Below are 21377 nucleotides of genomic sequence, written 5' to 3' on the forward strand. Positions count from 1 at the left end.
TGATTGAAGGGGCATGCCCCTTCAATCAAAAGTCAAAGCTGCGAAAGTGGGTAATTTTCAAGCAGCACAAATGGGGAAAATACATCCAGCACTGACAACTAAGATCAAAAGTACGGGGCCAGTTGGAAGATCTGGGGAATAGATATAGGCGATATAAGCGATCCAAAGACACAGGAAGGCGCGAAAAGCCCCCTTCAAAGCGCCGATATTTATGATGTGCTTTTTAGGCGTAGGCGCGACTTTAAAGGTGGTGTCAGTACGTTGGCGCAAGCCAAATATGACGGCGTTTATCTCATATAGCTGATATGTAATATGTTCGATGTTTGTGAGTTGATTGACGTAAAGTGACAGGGCTGCTTTTTCGAGTTGCTTGAGACCTGCAGTATTGGTTTTATTGATATGAAGTTCGCGTTGTGGGCTGGTGTAGTCCGAATGCTCTCCCAAAGACATCTTGGTGATAGCCGTTAAGCGCTGCTCTACTTCATTGATGTATTGGGTGCGCCAAGGCAGGTGTTTTTCAAGCTCAATTGTTTGAACGTCACCTATGTTTTGCCGGCACGCTTCTATTGCCCGTTCGTAATCAACCCACAGTTTCGCGGCATCTTTCCATAAATCGTGAACTTCCCAGATTTCATAGTTTTCGAGTTGGGCAATATTGGAAAGCTCCTCGAATCTGGCCTGTAATGATGAGAAGTCGCCTTGTTGCTTCAGGTATTGTTGGGGAGCGCGTGAGAACCCGTTGTCCAATGTTTCTTGAAAAATCCCAAGGGCAGCGTGACTCAGGTGGCTGGCTGTGCTGTAAAGCGCTTTCGCTGATGTCTTAGGCCAAAGGACAGCTGAGACCACACTGTAGGTGATCACGCCTAAAGCAGTCTCCTCAATCCGCAGCATTGCGGTATAGAAGGCAGGCTCATTGCTTGTTGATGAATCCACAACCACAATAATTGTTACGAAAGCTGCCACGTTCCAAAAATAGGCGTTTCGTGTTGTGCTCTTCATATAGGTGCAAACTAAAACAAAGCTGGATAAGACAACCATAAACATCCAGCGTTGTTGCGGATAAAGGGAGAGGATCAGGAGTGCTGCGACCGCCGCAATGAGTGTCCCGGCAATGCGCTGCGCGCCTTTGTTGAAGGATTGTCCTGATGTTTCCAGCGAGATAAATGCAACGGCCAGACCAGCCCAATACGGGCGGTCCCAATCCATGTAGAGCGCAATGGCGTAAGCGATCACCATTGCTAACCCAACCTTAATTGAATCCTTTGCTCTGTCGCTGAGAAACATATCCTCACTCGCTGACGTTTCCAGTCATGCCTGAAAAGCACTTCAGCCAAGATAGGTTGAAGACGTGTGAGATAGGTTTTAGTTTTTCTTTCAATTCGTTGCGTTGTTTTATCAAGACACGGACGGTGACTTGAACCTGATTTCGAAGATGTTTGCTTTTGGTGATTACGTTTCTTGTCAGAGCAGGTTTGGAAGATGGAGGTCTGTGATGGCTCTTATTGATCATAATGCGCAGGAACTGGAAGAGTGGCGGGGTGGGGTGGTGACGCGGATGAGGGTCTCTGCTGTGAATGGTGCGCATCAGCTTTGTATTTTTGATCAGTGGTGTGAGCCCGGAAGTGGGGCTCCGTTGCACCTGCATGCGGTGGAGGAGCTTTTGGAGGTGATTGACGGAACTGCGGAGATTACTTGCGGGGATGAGCGGTATGTTGCGACAGGTAATCAGAGTGTCCTGATCCCTGCCGGGCGTTTGCATGGGTTTTGTAATGTGGGTGAGGGAACGCTGCATGTGCGGGCGACGTTGGCTGCGCCAATTTTTGAGGCTAGTTATGAGAACAGCACGGAGGTATCTCGCCGTTGGGTTCCGGATAGGTCGTTGTGATGTGGTTTTAGAGGCCGGTTCAGCTTTCTGGAGGCAAGTTCAATAGATTTAGCCGTATTCTTCCGTTAGTTTTCGCTGAGACCTTACATGGGCTGTCGGACGCTGGGAGGCTGTCGTCGGTTTGGCTTGTGAGGGAAAGTAAAAGAATACCTGAAAAGCGGGGGAACAGGATGTTTGCCAAAGAACACATTACCTATGAGCCAGTGGATTTGCCGGATCGTCTGGACCTGAGCGATGAGCAGATGCTTGAAGCTGTGAAAGGCTTTTATGACAAGATGAAGCGTCGCCATACGGTTCGGGATTTTTCTAATCGTCCTGTTGCCCGAGAGGTTATTGAAGAGTGCATTCGCACGGCTGGTACGGCTCCTTCTGGTGCGAACCATCAGCCCTGGCATTTCGTGGCGATCTCACAGCCTGAGTTTAAGAAACGTATTCGGGATGGTGCGGAGGAAGAAGAGCGCCGGTTTTATGACGGTGGTGCGGGTGATGAGTGGATCAAAGCGCTTGAGCCAATTGGTACTAATGACGACAAACCCCACTTGGAAGACGCGCCGTGGCTGATTGTTGTGTTTGCACAGCGTTGGGGGCAGTTTGAAGACGGGACGCGCTACAAGAACTACTACGTGCCTGAAAGCACTGGCATTGCTTGTGGTTTTCTGCTGACGGCGCTGCACCATGCAGGGCTGGTTTCGCTAACCCACACGCCGAACCCGATGAAGTTTTTGAATGGTATGCTGGATCGCCCTGACTCTGAAAAACCAATCATGATCATTGCAGTTGGTCACCCGGCTGAAGATGCCAAAGTGCCTGCTGTGGCGAAGCTGAAGAAGCCTCTTTCTGAAATCCTGACTGTAGCGGATTAGAGCTTCAGGTTTTTCAGACGCAGGGAGTTCATCACCACGCAGAAGGATGACAGGCTCATGGCCAGTGCTGCAATCATGGGTGAGAGCAGCGCTCCGGTGAAGGGGTAGAGAATGCCTGCTGCGATAGGGACACCTGCGGAGTTGTAGACAAACGCCAGAAACAGGTTCTGGCGGATGTTGCGCAACGACCCGATGGCGAGCTTGCGGGCACGCACAATGCCGGTGAGATCGCCATTCAGCAATGTGATGCCCGCGCTTTCGACGGCGACGTCTGCGCCCGTTCCCATTGCCAGCCCTACATCGGCTGATGCGAGGGCGGGCGCGTCGTTGACGCCGTCGCCTGCCATGGCAACAATTGCTCCGGATGCATGGAGCTGATCGACCAGCGTCTTCTTGTCTTCTGGCAGGGCTTCTGCCTTGAACTCATCAATACCGACGGAGTTGGCCACGGCTTTGGCTGTTAAGGCATTGTCTCCGGTTGCCATGACGACTTTGATGCCAGCCTCATGCAGTTGCCTGATGGCCTCGGCTGCGTTTTCTTTGATCGGGTCGGAGATGGCGATCAAGCCGATGATGTCTTGCTCATTTGACATATAGATGCTGGTGTTGCCTGCAGCGCTCAAAGCTTGGTGCTTTTGCTTCATGTCTTCAGAGATCTTATCGGTGAGGTTGAAGATGACCGGGTTGCCGATGGCGTAGCGCTTGCCCTCTACCTTCGCGCTGACGCCCTGTCCGGTGTGGGCCTCAAAATCATCGGAGTTGGACAGAGACATTTTTCTGGCTGAGGCGGCATGGACGATTGCTTCTGCCAGCGGGTGCTCGGAGCCTTTTTCGATGGAGGCCGCGATGTGGAGGAGTTGGTCCTCGGTGTAATCCTCAGAGAAAGACTGGATTGAGGTGACGGTCGGTTTGCCTTCTGTGATGGTTCCTGTTTTGTCGACAATGAGCGTATCGACCCTGGACATGAGCTCCAGCGCGGTGGCATCTTTGATGAGCACGCCTGCCTGTGCACCCCGACCACTGGCAGTCATGATGGACATGGGCGTGGCAAGGCCGAGGGCGCACGGGCAGGCGATGATGAGCACTGATACGGCGACGATGACGGCGTAAGACAGGGATGGTGCCGGGCCGACGATCAACCAGATGAAGAATGAGAGAATGGAGATGCTGACCACGGTGGGGACGAAGTAGGACGAGACTTTATCTGCCATGCCCTGAATGGGCGCGCGAGAGCGTTGGGCAGAGGAGACCATGGTGACGATCTTGGAAAGCATGGTATCCGCGCCGACGTTTGTTGCCTCAATGATCAGCGTTCCGTTTTTGTTGAGTGTTCCACCTGTGACTGTGTCTCCGACGTTTTTCTCGAGGGCGATGGGCTCACCGGTGATCATGCTTTCATCCAGATAGGATTGACCATCAATGACGCGAGAGTCGACAGGGACTGCCTCTCCAGGGCGGACACGGAGCTTGTCGCCCGTCATGATGTTCTCGAGGGGGGCGTCATATTCTGTGCCGTCGTCCAGCACGCGGCGTGCGGTTTTAGGGGCAAGGTCAAGCAGGGCGCGGATGGCGTCACCCGTGCGCTCGCGGGCTCGCATTTCCAGCACCTGACCCATGAAGATCAGCGCCAAGATGACAGCCGAGGCCTCGTAATAGACCGGAGGATGGCCTGTGGCAGCGCGAATGCTTGGGGGGAACAGGCCGGGCAGGAATGTTGCCACCAGAGAGTATAGATAGGCGGCACCGACGCCCAGAGTGATGAGCGTCCACATGTTGAGGTTCCATGTGGTGATGGATTTGACGCCGCGCTCAAATAAGGGAGTGCCTGCCCACAGAACAACAGGTGTTGCGAGGACAAATTCAACGTAGATGGCTGTGGGTTCTCCGATCCATTCGCGGAACGGGAGGCCGATGAAGGGGCCCATGGTGATGGCGAGCAGGGGAACTGAGAGGATTGCGCTGAGCCAGAAGCGTCTGGTGAAATCGACAAGTTCGTGGCTGGGTTCGTCATTGCTGGTGACTGTCATTGGCTCCAATGCCATGCCGCAGATAGGGCATTCGCCGGGGCCTTTCTTGACGATCTCCGGATGCATGGGGCAGGTGTAATCGACATCCTGCGCCTGTGTGTCCTGCTGCTTTTTGCTGTTGCCAGAGGCGTAGTAATAAGGATCGCTGTCGAACTTATTGAAGCATTTGTCGGAGCAGAAGTGGTAGGGCTTTCCTGAAAAATCAGCTGAAAGGGTGTCGGCTGTGACTGTTACGGACATGCCGCAGACCGGATCCTGCTCCGTGGGGGAGGTGGCATTGGGTTGTGGTGTGTTTGATGCCTCGTCCATCGGTCATAAGGCTCCCTGATCCAGCGCGCGCGTTCTACCAGCGCAGATCATATGCCTTTGCAGTGCCTTAAAGGATTAAAGCCCCGTGGGACTTGGCAGTATCACTAGGCTGAGCTTAATGGAAATGAGGGCATTTGGGTCAAGTTGCCATGAGCGATTGTCTGGTGGCCAAGGTGAGCGATCTGGCTCTCATTTGTTATGTGCCGCTCTGCGTTTGAGCCAGCTTCAGATGCGGTTCCATGATCATGGCGAACTTGCGGATGATCTTTTCGATGTAATCCGGGTCGCTGTGGAACTCCTGCTGGAAAATCATGCCGCGGATGAAAGAGCGCCAGATGAGGAGGGTTAGAGTTACGTCTTCAATGGCCTCTTTATCTAAACCCGGTGGCAGAAAGAACTGGTTGAGCTGCTCGTTCCAGTCTTCCAGTTTGGGAGAGATGCGCAGGGACAATGCCTTGTCCGTGCGGGTTGCCATGATGATTTCAGAGAAGGCGCGCCCTTCTGGTGTGTCTATGATGTTTTTCCAATAGGTTACGAGTGCGTCGGCGAGTGTCCCGTTACCAGAATGCGTTACCTGTGCGAAGGGGAAAGAGTTCGGGCTTTCCTGTTGGTAGTGGCGCAAAATTCTTGAGAGCAGGAAGTCGACCGTTCCAATCACCAGATCTTCCTTGGAGGGGAAGTGGTGCATCAGGGCACCGCGACTGACATCAACGCCTTCCAGCACGCGATTGATCGAGGTTTCTGCATAGCCGAGCCGGTCGAGGCAATCGATGGTCGACTTAATGAGGGCTTTGCGTGTGTTTTCACCGCGCTGCTTCTTCTTGTCCAACTTGCTTACCATGATCAACCTTAGCCTTAGGAAGGGGTTTTCTCTGAAACACTTGACGTATTGGGAACTAGTATATACCGTACGTTTGGTATGTAAAAGAGGTTTCCGTTAAAATGACCATGAAAACCACGGAAAATCAAAGCTCTAGTAAACGTAAGCAGCCAATTCGCATTGGGGGGGCTTGCGGCTTTTGGGGTGACTCTAGTGCGTCAACCGGGCAGTTGTTGCGCGCTGGAGGGCTCGATTACATTGTTTACGACTATCTGGCAGAGATCACTCTTTCCATTATGGCAAGGGCGCGTCAGAAGTCTCCTGATCTTGGATATGCGACGGATTTTGTTGAGCAGGTGCTTGGCTTGAACCTGAAGGCTATTGCTGAATCCAAGACGAAAATTCTCAGTAATGCTGGTGGTGTTAATCCTGAGAGTTGTGCCTCCAAGATCCGTGAATTGATTGCTGCGCAGAAGCTCGATCTGAAGGTCGCGGTTGTCACTGGTGATGATTTGTTAGCGGAGGCCGGGACGTATCAGGCCGCTGGTGTGACAGAGATGTTCTCTCATGAGGCCTTCCCGAAGTCTGAGAAAGTTGCCTCCATCAATGCTTATCTTGGTGCACAGCCTGTTGTTGCGGCTCTGGACGCTGGTGCTGACATCGTCATTACAGGGCGGTGTGCTGACAGTGCGTTGACCCTTGCTGCATGTGCGCATGCTTTTGGCTGGGACTGGGCGGACTATGACCGCCTTTCTGCAGGTAGCCTCGTTGGCCATCTGCTGGAGTGCGGGACGCAGGTTACTGGCGGCAACTTTACGGACTGGCGGGATGTGCCGGATGTGAAGAAGATCGGTTATCCGATTGCGACAGTTTATGAAGATGGCAGCTGTGATCTGAGTAAACCGGATGGCAGTGGCGGGCTTGTGAGCGTTGGCACTGTTGCTGAGCAGATGATCTATGAGATTGGTGATCCGCAGGCTTATTTGCTTCCTGATGTGACCTGCGATTTTTCCCAGGTGAAGGTTGAGGCGAAAGCAGCGGATTGTGTGCATGTTTCCGGTGCAAAAGGGCGTTCAGCGCCTGAGAGCCTGAAGGTTTCTGCAACCTGGGCGGATGGGTTTCGTATTGGATTGATGATCCCCTATGTGGGCTTTGATGCTGGCGAGAAGGCGCAGGTGTTTGCTGACCTCGCGCTTGGCCGCGCTGAGACGGTGATGAAAAAGCTTGGTGCGCCCGGCTACCAAGAGGTGTCCGTTGAGATTGTGGGGGCAGGATCTCAGGTTGGAGCGGCTTCTGTGAGCCGGGGCACCTATGAAGAGGTTGTCCTGAAGATTGCCGCGCGGCACGTGGACCAGCGTGCTGCTGGTTTGTTGTTGCGTGAGCTGACTGGATTGGGCCTTTCTGTTGCTCCGGGGATGACAACGTTTAACGGTGGTCGGCCTAAGCCGTCGCCTGTTATGCGGTTGTTCTCGTTCCTTGTTGAACAGTCGGCGGTTTCGCCTCAGGTTTCTCTGGAAGGAGCGCCTGTTCCGTTTGAGCCTGTGATTGCGACAGGTGTGGCAGCGGCAGCTGAGAGTGCTGAGGTTCCGCAAGTAGCTGCCTCTGATGATGCGCTGATTGAGGTTCCGCTGATCAAGCTGGCTTATGCGCGTAGCGGTGACAAAGGCGATAAAGCGAACATTGGCGTGATTGCGCGGAAAGCAGAGTGGTTGCCGTGGATTGCAGCTGCTCTGAGTGAAGAGGCTGTTGCGCAGACCTTTGCGCATTTCAATCCGGGCAAAGTTGCCCGTTTCTATCTGCCGGGCTGTCATGCGCTGAATTTCTTGATTGATGATGTGCTTGGCGGCGGTGGCATTGCCAGCTTGCGGTTGGACCCGCAAGCAAAGGCGTACAGCCAGACCTTGCTGACACAGAGTGTTCCGGTTCCGCAGTCCATTGTGCAGGAGGTGATGTGATGAGTGATACTTCAACAACTTCTGCCGTTCTTGTGGCTCAAAAAGATGGTTGGATGACCATCACTTTGAACCAGCCCGAGAAGCGCAATCCGCTGACAGGTGAGGTGATTTCTGAAATCTCCAGGGTTCTGCGGGATGTGCAGGATGATCGCAGCGTCCGTGGCATCACGTTCACTGGGGCTGGCGGTGTGTTCTGTGCTGGTGGTGATCTGAAGTCCTTCCAGCAGATCATGGCTGGTGGTGATGAGGCCGAGGCGATTGCGCAAAAGATCAGTCTGGAAGCTGCAGCGTTTTTTGGAATGATCGCCCATCAGCCTCAAGTGACCATTGCTTTGGTGGAAGGGGCCGCCATGGCTGGTGGCCTTGGTATGGCCAGCGCCTGCGACTTTGTGGTCGCAACGCAAGATGCCAAATTTGCATTTACTGAGACGCGGATTGGCTTGCCGCCTGCTCAGATCGCTCAGTACGTGACCAAACGTCTGGGCTACCAGAAAGCCAAGAAAATGCTTGTGTTGGGGAGCAAACTGACCGGTGTTGAGGCCTTTGATATCGGTCTGGTCGACGAAGCTGTTGCAGATCAGGCAGCGCTTGAGACAGCAGAAGCGGACCTGAAACAGCAAGTTCTGGCTTGTGCGCCAGATGCTGTTGCGGCCACCAAACAGGTGGTTGAGGAGACGCTTTTCCTTGAACAGGAAGAGTTGCGCCAGAGCGCGGCGGCTCATTTTGCAAGAGCTATCGTTGGGGAAGAGGGACAGGAAGGTGTGAAGTCGTTTTTACAAAAACGCAAACCCTCCTGGGCTCTTTAGATGACCCCTTAAATTCTGGGGTATGCGTTTACCCGATAACAGATGTTCGAATGCGGTGAAGGAAGAAGAAATGCAGGGTATGCTCATATTCGTATGAGCTGACTATAATGCCGAAGTCTATCGCGCAATAACGATAGTGTTGGAACCAGCGGGGAGGCTGAACCAACACATCAGAGGAGGGAACATGGGTACACAGTACGCACTGCCAATTGAAATGCTGCAAAAATGGGCCACAGATAAACCAAACTCGGTTTATCTGCGACAACCCGTGAACCGGCAGTTCATAGAATTCACCTGGAAGGAGTGTTACGACACCGTCCGGCGTGTGGCTGCTGCGCTCCAGTCAATGGGTTTCCAACCGGGAGACCGGATTGGTATTCTCTCCAAGAACTGCGCTGAATGGTTTTTGGCTGACTTTGCAATTCAGGCCGCTGGTTATATCTCAACACCTATTTATTACACTGCCTCAGCGGATACGATCAGCTACATCATCAATCATGCAGATATCAAAGCGCTGTTTATGGGCAAGCTGGATGACTTTGCGCCGAGCCAGCAGGGTATTCCTGAGAGCGTGGTCAAGATCGCGCTTCCCTATAACACGATAGATTGTGAGCACAGCTGGACGGAGCTGGTCAAAACGAATGATCCGTTGCCAGAAGATAAGCTGGCCAAGCCAGAGCTGGATGAGCTGTTTTCCATTGTTTACACCTCTGGCTCCACCGGGAACCCGAAGGGGGTGGAAGTCACCTGGCGCAATATTGCCTATGGCGCATGGTCTCCAACCCAGTCTTTGGAGCTGGGCCGTGAAGAACGCCTGATCTCCTATCTTCCGCTGGCGCATATCACCGAGCGTGCTCTTATTGAGCATGTGAGCCTTTATGCAGGTGTGGTCGTGAGCTTTGTGGAGTCTTTGGACACCTTTGCAGAGGACTTGCGGGCAGCTGAAGTGACCATGTTCATTTCTGTTCCGCGTCTCTGGATGAAATTTCAGTCCAGTATCCTTGCCAAGGTCCCGCAGAAGAAGCTGGACAGGCTTTTGAGCATTCCGATCCTGAGCTGGTATGTGAAGCGGAAAATCCGCGGACAGCTTGGCCTAACCAACGCAAAGCTTATCGGGAGTGGTTCAGCACCAATCTCCAAGGCTGTTCTGGAATGGTACCAGAAGCTGGGCATCAACATTACTGAGGGATGGGGCATGACCGAGACTGCGGGTCTTGCGTCCTCTCACTTCCCATTCCGTGCGGATAAGGTTGGCACAATCGGTACGCCGCTTGCAGGGCTTGAGATCAAGATCACCGATGAAGGTGAGCTTCTCATTCGCGGGGACGCTGTTACCAAGGGATACTACAAGGATCCTGAGCTGACTGCTGAAACCATTGAAGATGGCTGGTTCCATACTGGTGACAAGGTTGAGCAGGATGCGGATGGGTTCTTGCGTATTACGGGCCGTGTGAAGGAAATCTTCAAATCTTCCAAGGGCAAGTACATTGCACCCGTGCCGATTGAGGCCATGCTGTTTGACAACACGTATGTTGAGCAAGCCTGTGTGATGGGGTCCGATTTGGCGCAGCCTGCAGCGGTGGTGTTCCTCTCCAGCGAGATGACCCATGGTCTGTCGCGCGAAGAGGTGCGTACCAGCCTTGAAGAGACCTATCACAGCATCAACAGTGCCGTTGAAAGCCATTTGAAACTGAGCTCCATCATTGTCGCAAACGACATGTGGACCATTGAGAATGGTTATCTCACCCCGACCATGAAGATCAAAAGAACACGCCTTGAAGATCGCTATCAAGAGGTGGTGCAAGGTATGCCTGATCGTCCGGTGGTTTGGGAAGATGAATGCGGTGCTGCGGCTGGTGCGCCGGCCTGAAAGACTGACAATGGTTTGGGGTGACGCGGTCACCCCAAACCGGGAATTTTGAGGCGAGGGCCTCTGTTTGAATAAGCCGCGTGAGTGGCAGGGAGAATTTGGAATGAGCAATGAACCGTCCCGTTACGCATCAGTCCTGCGAGATGGGTTGTTTGATGGACAAACAATGATTGTGACTGGGGGAGGCAGTGGCATTGGTCGCTGTATCGCCCACGAACTTGCAGCGTTGGGCGCCCATACCGTTCTCCTTGGCCGCAAGCAGGCAAAGCTTGATGCGGTGGCTGATGAAATTCGCGAGGATGGCGGCGAGGTTTCTACGCACTCGCTGGACATTCGCAATGAAGACGCTGTTGGTGAAACCGTCGCCAAGATTGTCGCTGAGCGTGGTGTGATCCATGGCCTCGTGAACAATGCGGGTGGGCAGTATCCAAGCCCTGCGGCCTCTATCAAGAAGAAGGGCTTTGACGCGGTTGTCGAGACCAACGTCACTGGCGGCTTTTTGATGGCGCGTGAGGTTTACAACCAGGGTATGCGCAAGAGCAAAGGTGGTGCCATTGTCAACATCGTTGCAGACATGTGGCGCGGTATGCCGGGTATGGCGCACTCTGGTGTGGCACGGGCCGGTATGCAGAACCTGACCATGACGCTGGCTGTTGAGTGGGCCGAGGCAGGTGTGCGGGTGAATGCGGTTGCGCCGGGTTGGATCGCGTCTTCCGGCTTTGACACCTACGACGAAAATTTCATCAAAACCATGTTTGCGCGGATGGCGGACAACAATCTTGCACGTCGTCTGGGCACGGAAGCTGAGGTTGCCTCACTGGTGAACTTCCTGCTTTCTCCGGGAGCTGCATTCATGACTGGACAGTGTATTGGTGTGGATGGTGGAGCGCCGCTCTGGACCAACCTGATGCCGGTTGGCGACAATGCAAATATGAAGGAATACCAAGGGTTTCATCGCTACGAGAAGCCTAGGGCCCTTAAAGCTTGGGAGAAAGACAAATGCCCAAGTTAACCTCCTCAGTCGATAGTGGCAGCGCTGCGTTTGCTCAGAACAAAGCCTTCATGGAAGCACTCATTGAGGAGTTCCGTGGGTATGAGGCAAAGGTTCGGGAGAACTCCGAGAGCAAGCGCGGGAAATTTGAAAAGCGTGGTCAGTTGTTGCCGCGGGATCGTGTGAGCCTGCTGCTGGATCGTGGATCTCCGTTTATGGAAATCTCCACACTGGCTGGCCTGAAGATGCATGACGATGACGGCAAGAAGAATGTTGCTGGCGGCGGCTCGATTGCCGGTATCGGTTATGTTGCTGGAAAGCGCTGTCTTGTGGTGGCGACGGACTCTGCGATCAAAGGCGGTTCTATCTCTCCGATGGGCCTGAAGAAGACGCTTCGCCTGCAGGAAATCGCCAAGAAACAGAAACTGCCGATTGTTGCGCTGACGGAAAGTGCTGGCGCAAACCTCATGTATCAGTCCGAGCTGTTTGTTGAGGGCGGTCGGGCGTTTGCCAATCAGGCGCGTATGTCTGCGGCAGGCATTCCGCAGGTGACGGTGGTGCATGGGTCATCGACGGCTGGTGGTGCGTATATGCCGGGGCTGTCGGACTACACTGTTGTGGTGCGCGGCAAGTCGAAGATCTTTCTGGCCGGTCCGCCGCTGCTGAAAGCGGCAACGGGTGAGATTGCGACAGATGAAGAGCTGGGTGGTGCGGAGCTGCATTACAACACAGCTGGCACAGCGGAATACATGGCAGAGGATGATGCGCACGGCGTCGAGACCGCGCGTGAGATTGTTGACCACCTGCCTTGGGATGCCCCGGTCGAGGCGGAAGGCGGCAAGCAGCCGTTTTATGATGCCACGGATCTGCTGGGCATCGTGCCTGAGGATGCCAAGAAACCGTATGATGTGCGCGAGATTATTGCTCGCATCACGGACGGCTCTGACTTCCTTGATTTCAAGAAGGAATTTGGCGGAGCCACGGTTTGTGGTCATGCCCGCATTGATGGGCAGACGGTTGGTATCGTAGGCAATAACGGCCCGATTGATCCGCAAGGTGCGGTGAAGGCTGCTCAGTTTATTCAGCTTTGCTGCCAAAGCAATACGCCGCTGCTGTTCCTGATGAATACCACTGGCTATCTGGTGGGCCGGGATGCAGAGACGGGCGGGATCGTCAAGCATGGGTCCAAGATGATCCAGGCGGTTGCCAATGCCACAGTTCCTAAAGTGACCATTGTGGTTGGTGGTGCCTGGGGTGCTGGCAACTACGGCATGTGTGGCCGTGGGTTTGATCCTGATTTCATCTTCTCGTGGCCATCGGCCAAAGTTGGTGTGATGGGGCCGGAGCAGGCGGCGACGGTGATGAAGATCATCACTGAAGAGAAGTTTGCGAAGATGGGACAAGAGATTCCAGATGGCATGACTGACCAGATGGCGCAGAAGATCGTTGACCAGATGTCACCAGAGACCACAGCGCTGTTTGCGACGGCGCGGCTTTGGGATGATGGGATCATTGATCCAAGAGACACGCGCCGCGTTGTCTCATTGGCCCTATCTGTTTGTGCAGATGCCAGGAAACGTCAGCTTAATCCAACAGCATTCGGGGTCGCGCGCGGCTAGGCAGAGCAGCGCCATTCGGCTCTTTGAGTCCAGTTCAACATGAGGGTTTCACGATGGAATATACTGAAGAACATCGGAAAATGAAAAGTGCGGTGGTCAAGTTCGTCGAGGCCGAAATCAACCCGCATGTGCCGGAATGGGAAGAGGCAGGAATCTTTCCAGCTCATGAACTCTTCAAGAAAATGGGTGATCTCGGTTTTCTTGGTGTCAACAAGCCAGAAGAGTATGGCGGGATGGGCCTTGATTACTCCTATCAGGCCATGACCATTGAAGCGCTGGGCGCGTGTGCTTGTGGCGGTGTGCCCATGGCAATTGGCGTGCAAACCGACATGGCGACCCCGGCGCTCTCCCGCTTTGGATCTGATGAGCTGCGCAAGGAGTTTCTGACCCCTGCGATTGCTGGTGACATGGTGGCTTGTGTTGGCGCTTCTGAAGCCCATGCCGGGTCTGATGTGGCGAACATCAAGAGTAATGCGGTGAAAGATGGTGATGACTACATCATCAACGGCTCCAAGATGTGGATCACCAACTCCACGCAAGCGGACTATATGTGCATGCTGGTGAACACCAGTGAGGGACATAAGCACCAGAACAAATCGCTGATTGTTGTGCCGATGGACAGTGCTGGCATCACCAAGTCGGATCGTCTGAACAAGCTTGGTCAGCGCTCTTCTGATACGGCGCAGATCTTCTTTGATGACGTGCGTGTTCCTCAGCGCAATCTGATTGGCACTGAGGGTGCTGGTTTCATGTACCAGATGCTGCAGTTCCAGGAGGAGCGCCTGTGGTGTGCCTTATCGCTTGTTGATGGCATGGACCGCATCATTCAGCTGACGGAAGATTATTGCCGTGAGCGTTCAGCCTTCAACCAGAGCATTCTGGATTTTCAAGTGGTGCACTTCCGCCTTGGTGAATTGCGCACTGAAGTGGAGCTGTTGCGTGCGCTTTCTGAGAAGTGCGTTGAATCCATGGTGCGTGGTGAGAACGTGACGCGCCTTGCTTCCATGGCGAAGCTGAAGGCGGGCCGTTTGTCTCGTGAGCTTGCGGATTCCTGTCTGCAGTTCTGGGGTGGCATGGGTTACATGTGGGACAGCCCTGTGAGCCAGTTCCTGCGGGATAGTCGCCTGACGTCCATTGGTGGCGGTGCAGATGAAGTGATGCTTTCCATCATCTCCAAGCTGGATGGCACTTTGCCAAACCCAAAGAAGAACCGTGCAATGCAGAAGGAAGCGGCTGAATAAGCTGCTTTCGCAAGCCTGACTATCTTGGCACTGTGAAGGGAATTTTCGATGTTTGATAGCGTCCTGGTCGCCAATCGGGGGGAGATTGCTCGCCGAGTGTTCCGCACTGCGCGGCAAAAGGGCTATCGGAGTATTGCTGTTTATTCCGAGGCTGATGCAATGGCTCCTCATGTTGAAGATGCTGATATTGCAGCGTGTATTGGCGGGGCAACACCAGCAGACTCCTACCTGAATATTGAAGCTATATTGGAAGCGGCCCGTAAAACCGGCGCACAGGCCGTGCATCCGGGTTACGGGTTTTTGGCAGAAAACGCAGAGTTTGCGCAGGCGTGTGCAGATGCGGGACTGGTGTTTATTGGCCCGCCTGCGGAAGCGATTGAGCTGATGGGCTCCAAGCGGCTGTCCAAACTGCGGATGATTGAGGCGGGCGTGCCGTGTGTGCCGGGATATTCCGGTGCGGATCAGTCAACGGAGACATTGGCTGCGGAGGCGGCGCGTATTGGTGTGCCGCTGATGATCAAGGCATCTGCTGGCGGTGGTGGGCGCGGCCTGCGCTTGGTTGAAGACCTGAGTGGGCTTGAAGACAAGCTGGCGGCTGCGGCTTCAGAAGCTGAAAATGCTTTTGGCAATGGTGAGCTTATTCTTGAGAAGGCTGTTATCAATCCGCGCCACGTCGAGATTCAGGTGTTTGCTGATAATCATGGCAATGTGGTGCATCTGGGTGAGCGGGACTGTTCTGTACAGCGTCGCCACCAAAAGGTGATTGAGGAAGCGCCGGGGCCGTCTGTTACGCCGGAAATCCGCGCGGCAATGGGGCAGGCTGCTGTTGATGCGGCGCGGGCCATTGGCTATCGCGGGGCTGGAACCGTTGAGTTTTTGCTGGCGGAAGATGGCAGTTTCTACTTCATGGAGATGAACACCCGCCTTCAGGTGGAGCATCCGGTGACGGAAGAAATCACTGGTCAGGATCTGGTTGCGTGGCAGCTGGATGTTGCTGCTGGAAAGCCTCTGCCGCTGAGCCAGGAGGATATTTCCTTCAGTGGTCACGCCATGGAGTTGCGTCTCTATGCAGAGGATGCGGACGCTGGTTTTCTGCCGCAGACGGGTACTGTGCTGGCATGGAATGGCAATGACCTTTCTGTGCGCGTTGATAGTGCCATTGAGCAGGGCAGCGAGATTTCATCCTACTACGATCCAATGATTGCCAAGCTGATTGCGCATGGCAGTGATCGGGATGAAGCACGGCGCAAGCTACTGCGCGGGCTGGATGAGCTGGTTCTGCAAGGTCTGGTTCACAATGGCTCCTTCCTGAAAAGCGTTTTACAGGATGATGTGTTTGCAGCTGGCAAGGCTACGACGGCGTTCCTTAATGATCGTGAACTTGGCTCTGTTGCTGCAGATGCAACGCGAGAGCTTATGCGGGATCTTGCCGTTTGCCTGTTTGCGCGAAGCAAAGGTCAAAACCGCTGGACGACAGCGACACCTCTGCCAGTGAAGATCAAGCTGGATGGTGAGGAAGTCTCGGTGCGTGCAGACCTGCGGGTTCATGCAGGTGAAGATCGCGGCAGCATTGTTTTTGAGGCGGATGGCGTTCGTCGCACAGCCTTTGTGAGTGAAGCGCCTGAAGGGGGGCTTTGGATCTCGTTGGAAGGGCAGACGCAGTTCTTTGAAGAGCAGAGTTTCAGCTCCAAGAAAGAAGACAATTCGGCTGCATCCAGCTCGATTATTGCACCGATGCCGGGAGCTGTTGTTGCTTTGAAGACAGAGCAGGGCGCACAGGTCTCCAAAGGAGATGTGCTGCTGGTTCTGGAAGCGATGAAGATGCAGCACGAGCTGACGGCACCGCGTGATGGTGTTGTTGCTGAACTTGGGACGCAGGAAGGTGCGCAGGTGAACAGCTGTGACGTGCTGGTTCGTCTGGAAGAAGAGACCGCCTGAGATCTTCTGCCAGTGATTTTGTGCCAATGATTTTGTGAATGACCCGCAGGTTTTGCGGAGGAGAATATGATGAGTTTGAGTCTTCCTGACTTCGGATTGAAGCGCAAGTCCACCATGTTCAACGAGGAGCATGAGGCTTTTCGTGATGTGCTCTCTCGTTTCATTGCCAAGGAGATCACTCCTTACGTCGCCCAGTGGGATGAAGCTAACGAGTTTCCTCGTGAGCTTTACAAAAAGGCGGCGGATGTTGGGTTGCTCGGCATCATGTTTCCTGAGGAGTATGGCGGGACGGGTATCGATTATCCGTTGTCTTATCTCTCTGCTGTTGAGCTTGGACGTGCGGGGAGTGGAGGCATCAATGCGGGCTTGATGAGCCACACCATTGGTACACCTCCAATTGCGCACCTTGGGTCTGATGAGTTGAAGGCACGGGTGATTCCGTCCGTTTTGGCAGGCGAGAAGATTTCGGCGCTTGCGATCACCGAGCCAGGTGGTGGATCGGATGTGCAGAACCTGAAGACGGTCGCCCGCCGTGAGAACGGTCACTACGTCCTGAGTGGTGAGAAGACCTTCATCACCTCCGGTATGCGTGCAGACTACTACACAGTTGCGGTGCGGACGGGTGATACGGGCATGGGCGGTATTTCGCTGATGCTGGTTGAAAAGGGCATGGAAGGTTTTACTCAGACGCCGTTGCACAAGATGGGATGGTGGGCCTCTGACACCGCTACGCTGCATTTTGACAATGTGAAGGTGCCTGTCGAAAACCTGATTGGCGGCGAGAATGCCGGGTTCATGGGCATCATGATGAATTTCAACAATGAGCGCCTGTTCCTGGCCTCTGCTTGTTATGGGCATATGCTTGGTGTGTTCGAGGAGGCGCTTGACTGGGCGAAGCAGCGTGAGACGTTTGGCAAGCCGCTCATTTATCGTCAGGTCATCCGGCACAAGTTTGTTGATATGGCGATGAAGATGCAGGCAGTTCGGGCAGTGCTGGAAGAGCTGGCGCAGCGGTTGCAGCTGGGAGAAAGCCCGATCACCGAGATCTGTATGGCGAAGAACCTTGCAACAAGCACACTGGAATATGTGGCCAATGAGTGTCTGCAGATCCTTGGTGGTGCAGGTTACATGCGCGGAACCAAGGTTGAGCGCATTTACCGTGAGACCAAGGTGATGACGATTGGTGGCGGTTCTTCAGAGATCATGAAGGATCTGGCCAGTCGGCAAATGGGTATCTAAGTGTTTTGTTTTGAATGAAAAAGCCCCGCTTTTGAGCGGGGCTTTTGTGTTTTATACGGTCTCTTTGGAGACTGACTGTGCCATCTCATTTGGCGTTACGCCGGAGATGCCCAGTTCTCCGAGGAGACTGTCGACCAGTGGGGCCTGAGAGCGGTATCTCAGAGCTGAGTTGACCAACTGATCGGAGAGACCGGCAGACCCTTCTGCTGGTGTTCCGTTGGCTGCTGGTGCTGCACCACCCAGACCATCGACCTGAAGGATTTTGATCTCGTCGATGTTCTCCATTGGCTTCACGCTCTCGCTGATGACCTGTGGCAGAGCTTCGATCAGAGCCAGTTTGACCTGCATATTGATCTGCTCAGGTGACAGGAGGTTGGATGCCTCGTTTAGGATACGCTGACCTTCTGCTTCTACCGCGAGGCGCAGCTTGTCTGCTTCTGCACGGGTCGTGACAGCATCTGCTTCCGCGTTTGCTGCAATACGGATCTGATCCGCATCACCGCCGGCTTTCAGACGAACAGCTTCTGCGTGGTCTTCTGCAGCTTGCTTTTCTGCTTCCGCACCAACTGTAACGGCGATTGCGGAGCGTTCTGCATCCTGAGCTGCCTGAACCAGATCGACCTGCTTGTGACGTTCGGCTACTTCGATCTCACGCGCTGTGATGACCTGTTCTTCTGCCTTGATCGCAATAGCGCGGGCTTCGTTTGCTGCAGCATCGGCAGTTGAAAGCGCTTTGGACTTCTCGGAGACTGCAATTGAGCGGTCCTGTTGGGTCAGCTCAAGAACCTTCTCTTTTTCAATACGCGTTTCTTCCAGTGCGCGGTCCTTGAGAATTTCCTGCTCTTTGACCTGACGCTCGGATGCGATTGCTGACTGGCGGATTTCCAGCTTTGACGTGATATCTGCCTGCTCTGCATCACGGCGACGTTCTGCCTGTTCTGTGGCAATCAATGCTTGTTGCTTGGCTTTGCGAATTTCCAGATCACGTTGCTGTTCCAGTGAAGCGTATTCTTCCTCACGGGCGATTTCGAGCTTTTGTTGCTCGGCTTCTAGGTTTTTGCGGCGGATCAGGACTTCTGTATCCTGCTCAATGTCGTTGCGCTTTCTGCGACGCTCTTCAATCTCTTGCGTGAGCTTGGTCAGACCTTCTGCATCAAACGCGTTGTTCGGATTGAAGTATTCCATGCGAGTCTGGTCAAGACCGGTCAGGGAGACTGATTCCAGCTCAAGGCCGTTTTTCAGCAGATCTTCGGAGACGGCTGCCTGTACCTTCTGCACAAAGGAGACGCGTTGCTCGTGCAGTTCTTCCATTGCCATTTCAGCAGCCACGGCGCGCAGAGCATCAACGAACTTACCTTCAATGAGGTGCTTCAGGTCTTCCGGACGCATGGTACGAGTGCCGAGGGTTTGTGCGGCATTGGCAATGGATTCGATGGTTGGCTGAGCACGCAGGTAGAACTCGGCCACCACGTCGACGCGCATGCGGTCTCGGGTGATAAGGGCTGCTTCATCGGCTCTGCGCACTTCAAGGCGCAAGGTGTTCATATTCACTTGAATGATGTCATGAAGGACTGGCAAGACGATTGCGCCGCCGTTCATGATGACTTTCTGACCGCCAAAACCAGTCCGTACAAACGCAACTTCTTTTGAAGAGCGGGTGTAGAGGCGGGAGAAGACAATGCCGATTGCGAGAAGGGCAATAAGGACAACGGCTGCCAGGACGAGCATCTCAGTCAGTCCAGTGGCTGACTCCAAGGCGGAGTTTTGATTTTCTGTAAACATATTGGGCCTCAAATTGAGAGATTAATCTGCAAGCGTGTCTGGGCGAGGTGATAAATTTTTGTGTGGGTTCGCAATTGCTGTGAAAAGGGAGCCTTTTAAGCCGACAAGCAGGACTTCGTCTCCCTGCATTAATGTGATGTCTGGCTGATCTGGAATGACCTGCACGTAATGTCGTGTGCCAAAATTATCCGTAACGCGAGCTTCTGCCTGCAAAGCCATGGTCGCATTGCCAAGTGTCAGGATTGCAACTTCGCCCACCAAATTGTTTCGTGAACGTGCGTCTGTCTCTTCCTTGGGCATGATGCGGCCAATGGCATGACCAGTTGTGGCGGTGAACCAGAAGCTGACAATCACTGTCGGGATGAGCGCCATCCAGAAGGGGATTGATGAGCCTATGACAGATGCAGCGGTGTACTGTATCAGCACACCTATGATGCCGAAGCTGGTAAGCAGGATGATCAGCAAGACGATGAACGGGACCTTGCCCACGGCCAGCCATGCCAGGAACCCGTCGACGGGGCCAAGGCCGACCGCGTCTACCGAGACGTCTGCATCCATATCGACATCTGCATCGATATCCAGATCCGGCAATACATCATCGACCAGACCGGAAAGAGATAGCCCGAACACCATGCCGACAACTTCGAGCAGCGCCAGAGCGAGCATGACGAAGATGGCGAGCGTGAAGAGATAGGTCTCGCTTGAAAAAAGTAGTTGTGCCAATTCATCCCCCAATGAACACTATGATTGCCGGTTGCTGTTATTCCAGTTCAGCTTCCAGCGCAGCAAGGCGCTCTTCTACGCGGTGGTCGCGGGTCATCTGATCCAGCTTTGCGAGCTTTGCATCGTCACCCATACTTCCTGAGTTCGCGACACCCGGTACTCCTGTAGCCGCATTCATTGCGCGATCAAATGCAGAGTTGGCATTGTCAACGGCTGTATTGAGCTTGTGATCGCTGCCTCCATCTGCGGTTGCGCTTTGTGATGTTGCAGCATTTTTCTGCGTTATGTAAGCGTCCAGTTGGTCTGACATTTCGCGCTTGCGGCCCTGAAGGGCGAGGATGGAGTTGTTGAGCTCCTGTTCTTCATCACCAGCGTCGGCAATTGTCTTTTCCAGGACTGGAATTTGCGCTTCCAGATCCATCTGACGGGCAACAGCCGCGCGGGCTAGATCCTTCTCGCCAGCGCGCAGGGCAATGGCGGTTTTCTCGGAGAGTTCTTCGTGTGACTTGTTGGTCTCTGCGAGCCGCTGGCTTGCTACGTGTTTTTTGACGGCTGCTTTGCCAAGAGCGTCGCGGACGTCTTCAACAGCGTTGTCGAGTTCACGAATAGCTTGTTTCATCACCATGTCAGGTGCAGTGCTTTCGACGGCATCAACAATAGAGTTGGCAGTTCCGGAGACCAGACGACCGACGCGAGATAAAAGAGATTCAGACATTGAGTCCTCCAGTATTACTTCGAGTTTAAACGGTTGCGCAAAAGTTCGGTGGAGCTGCGCATATCATCGACAAGCTCTTTGAAGAGTTCCGGATTTTGTAGGCGCGGATTCCGTCTCAATCCGGCTTGAAGCACCAGCTCAATGAGCTCAAAAAAATCTTCTGTAACTGCGGCTTCTGCGTCCTTCAGATCTGTTTCGCCAGCTTTGCCGGCCAGCTCCCCTAAAAGAAGCGGAAGGCGATCAGTCAGTAACCGCAGAACGTCTGACTGGCGATCACTCTGGTCCAGCATGTCGCTTGCTGGTTTTACCAGTTTCCGCGCCGCAAATGTGTGCGTACCATCGCCCAGTGATGCGAAGCTGCTTTCCGGTGCGGCTATGAGTGCCCGGATTTTGTCACTTGGCGTTTTGGCTTCCGGAAAGTTCAACCGGGCCAAGCGCTCCGATTCCTCTTGCGTTAATCGCACGCTTAGCGAAATGGATCTTGATGGCATGTAGCACCTTTGCATTACAAATGTAGTTCTAATGTAATTGCAATTTATGATTGTTCAAGAGGGTAAGCTAAAGTTTTTTGGATTTGCAGAAAATGACACTGAC

General features: G+C 53.8%; 17 protein-coding genes. 10 read left to right on the forward strand and 7 right to left on the reverse strand.

Going from position 1 to position 21377, the window contains the following annotated elements; genetic code table 11:
• Positions 1 to 57: 57 nt before the first annotated feature.
• Positions 58 to 1284, reverse strand: coding sequence for an FUSC family protein (locus tag PPL9_RS02765; RefSeq protein ID WP_057461218.1), 1227 nt, complete (start codon positions 1282 to 1284; stop codon positions 58 to 60).
• Positions 1285 to 1492: 208 nt separating this feature from the next.
• Here PPL9_RS02765 and PPL9_RS02770 point away from each other — a divergent pair, with 208 nt between their 5' ends.
• A complete protein-coding gene (locus tag PPL9_RS02770; protein ID WP_057461219.1) occupies positions 1493 to 1885 on the forward strand; it encodes a cupin domain-containing protein in 393 nt (130 codons plus the stop codon).
• Positions 1886 to 2055: 170 nt separating this feature from the next.
• Positions 2056 to 2748 (forward strand): nitroreductase family protein, encoded by a 693-nt coding sequence (locus PPL9_RS02775; protein WP_057461220.1) that lies wholly within the window; start codon positions 2056 to 2058, stop codon positions 2746 to 2748.
• On the opposite strand, the gene PPL9_RS02780 is transcribed toward PPL9_RS02775, so the two are convergent.
• On the reverse strand, positions 2745 to 5084 hold the full coding sequence (locus PPL9_RS02780; protein ID WP_057461221.1) for a heavy metal translocating P-type ATPase: 2340 nt from the start codon (positions 5082 to 5084) through the stop codon (positions 2745 to 2747). The genes PPL9_RS02775 and PPL9_RS02780 overlap by 4 nt on opposite strands.
• Before the next feature lie 196 nt (positions 5085 to 5280).
• Positions 5281 to 5925, reverse strand: a complete 645-nt coding sequence (locus PPL9_RS02785) for a TetR/AcrR family transcriptional regulator (RefSeq protein WP_057461222.1) — start codon at positions 5923 to 5925, stop codon at positions 5281 to 5283.
• Positions 5926 to 6026: 101 nt separating this feature from the next.
• Here PPL9_RS02785 and PPL9_RS02790 point away from each other — a divergent pair, with 101 nt between their 5' ends.
• From PPL9_RS02790 to PPL9_RS02825, 8 genes are all read left to right on the forward strand, one after another.
• Positions 6027 to 7859, forward strand: coding sequence for an acyclic terpene utilization AtuA family protein (locus PPL9_RS02790; protein ID WP_057461223.1), 1833 nt, complete (start codon positions 6027 to 6029; stop codon positions 7857 to 7859).
• On the forward strand, positions 7859 to 8665 hold the full coding sequence (locus tag PPL9_RS02795) for an enoyl-CoA hydratase/isomerase family protein (protein WP_057461224.1): 807 nt from the start codon (positions 7859 to 7861) through the stop codon (positions 8663 to 8665). Before PPL9_RS02790 ends, PPL9_RS02795 begins: the two co-directional genes overlap by 1 nt.
• Positions 8666 to 8849: 184 nt before the next feature.
• Positions 8850 to 10535 (forward strand): AMP-binding protein, encoded by a 1686-nt coding sequence (locus PPL9_RS02800; RefSeq protein ID WP_057461225.1) that lies wholly within the window; start codon positions 8850 to 8852, stop codon positions 10533 to 10535.
• A 103-nt stretch (positions 10536 to 10638) separates the two neighbouring features.
• Positions 10639 to 11547: an SDR family oxidoreductase gene (locus tag PPL9_RS02805; RefSeq protein ID WP_057461226.1), complete on the forward strand. Its 909-nt coding sequence runs from the start codon at positions 10639 to 10641 to the stop codon at positions 11545 to 11547.
• Positions 11535 to 13145, forward strand: coding sequence for a carboxyl transferase domain-containing protein (locus PPL9_RS02810; RefSeq protein ID WP_057461227.1), 1611 nt, complete (start codon positions 11535 to 11537; stop codon positions 13143 to 13145). Before PPL9_RS02805 ends, PPL9_RS02810 begins: the two co-directional genes overlap by 13 nt.
• A gap of 53 nt (positions 13146 to 13198) precedes the next feature.
• Positions 13199 to 14386: an acyl-CoA dehydrogenase family protein gene (locus tag PPL9_RS02815; protein ID WP_057461228.1), complete on the forward strand. Its 1188-nt coding sequence runs from the start codon at positions 13199 to 13201 to the stop codon at positions 14384 to 14386.
• 48 nt (positions 14387 to 14434) lie between these two features.
• A complete protein-coding gene (locus PPL9_RS02820; RefSeq protein ID WP_057461229.1) occupies positions 14435 to 16324 on the forward strand; it encodes a biotin carboxylase N-terminal domain-containing protein in 1890 nt (629 codons plus the stop codon).
• Positions 16325 to 16390: 66 nt separating this feature from the next.
• Positions 16391 to 17563, forward strand: a complete 1173-nt coding sequence (locus PPL9_RS02825; RefSeq protein WP_082596483.1) for an acyl-CoA dehydrogenase family protein — start codon at positions 16391 to 16393, stop codon at positions 17561 to 17563.
• Positions 17564 to 17614: 51 nt separating this feature from the next.
• Here PPL9_RS02825 and PPL9_RS02830 read toward each other — a convergent pair whose 3' ends face one another.
• From PPL9_RS02830 to PPL9_RS02845, 4 genes are read right to left on the reverse strand one after another with little or no spacing between them, the layout of a single operon-like run.
• On the reverse strand, positions 17615 to 19345 hold the full coding sequence (locus tag PPL9_RS02830) for a flotillin family protein (protein WP_082596486.1): 1731 nt from the start codon (positions 19343 to 19345) through the stop codon (positions 17615 to 17617).
• 21 nt (positions 19346 to 19366) lie between these two features.
• Positions 19367 to 20068: an OB-fold-containig protein gene (locus tag PPL9_RS02835; protein WP_057461230.1), complete on the reverse strand. Its 702-nt coding sequence runs from the start codon at positions 20066 to 20068 to the stop codon at positions 19367 to 19369.
• A gap of 37 nt (positions 20069 to 20105) precedes the next feature.
• A complete protein-coding gene (locus PPL9_RS02840) occupies positions 20106 to 20783 on the reverse strand; it encodes a PspA/IM30 family protein (RefSeq protein WP_057461231.1) in 678 nt (225 codons plus the stop codon).
• 14 nt (positions 20784 to 20797) lie between these two features.
• Positions 20798 to 21217: a hypothetical protein gene (locus tag PPL9_RS02845; RefSeq protein ID WP_208980616.1), complete on the reverse strand. Its 420-nt coding sequence runs from the start codon at positions 21215 to 21217 to the stop codon at positions 20798 to 20800.
• Between the last annotated feature and the right edge of the window lie 160 nt (positions 21218 to 21377).

The organism is Pseudovibrio sp. POLY-S9 (assembly GCF_001431305.1).
Taxonomy (GTDB): Bacteria; Pseudomonadota; Alphaproteobacteria; order Rhizobiales; family Stappiaceae; genus Pseudovibrio.

Coding starts and splice junctions, on each gene's coding strand:
- PPL9_RS02765 (WP_057461218.1), bottom strand. CDS start 1,284: ATGTTTCTCAGCGACAGAGCAAAGGATTCAATTAAGGTTGGGTTAGCA.
- PPL9_RS02770 (WP_057461219.1), top strand. CDS start 1,493: ATGGCTCTTATTGATCATAATGCGCAGGAACTGGAAGAGTGGCGGGGT.
- PPL9_RS02775 (WP_057461220.1), top strand. CDS start 2,056: ATGTTTGCCAAAGAACACATTACCTATGAGCCAGTGGATTTGCCGGAT.
- PPL9_RS02780 (WP_057461221.1), bottom strand. CDS start 5,084: ATGGACGAGGCATCAAACACACCACAACCCAATGCCACCTCCCCCACG.
- PPL9_RS02785 (WP_057461222.1), bottom strand. CDS start 5,925: ATGGTAAGCAAGTTGGACAAGAAGAAGCAGCGCGGTGAAAACACACGC.
- PPL9_RS02790 (WP_057461223.1), top strand. CDS start 6,027: ATGACCATGAAAACCACGGAAAATCAAAGCTCTAGTAAACGTAAGCAG.
- PPL9_RS02795 (WP_057461224.1), top strand. CDS start 7,859: ATGAGTGATACTTCAACAACTTCTGCCGTTCTTGTGGCTCAAAAAGAT.
- PPL9_RS02800 (WP_057461225.1), top strand. CDS start 8,850: ATGGGTACACAGTACGCACTGCCAATTGAAATGCTGCAAAAATGGGCC.
- PPL9_RS02805 (WP_057461226.1), top strand. CDS start 10,639: ATGAGCAATGAACCGTCCCGTTACGCATCAGTCCTGCGAGATGGGTTG.
- PPL9_RS02810 (WP_057461227.1), top strand. CDS start 11,535: ATGCCCAAGTTAACCTCCTCAGTCGATAGTGGCAGCGCTGCGTTTGCT.
- PPL9_RS02815 (WP_057461228.1), top strand. CDS start 13,199: ATGGAATATACTGAAGAACATCGGAAAATGAAAAGTGCGGTGGTCAAG.
- PPL9_RS02820 (WP_057461229.1), top strand. CDS start 14,435: ATGTTTGATAGCGTCCTGGTCGCCAATCGGGGGGAGATTGCTCGCCGA.
- PPL9_RS02825 (WP_082596483.1), top strand. CDS start 16,391: ATGATGAGTTTGAGTCTTCCTGACTTCGGATTGAAGCGCAAGTCCACC.
- PPL9_RS02830 (WP_082596486.1), bottom strand. CDS start 19,345: ATGTTTACAGAAAATCAAAACTCCGCCTTGGAGTCAGCCACTGGACTG.
- PPL9_RS02840 (WP_057461231.1), bottom strand. CDS start 20,783: ATGTCTGAATCTCTTTTATCTCGCGTCGGTCGTCTGGTCTCCGGAACT.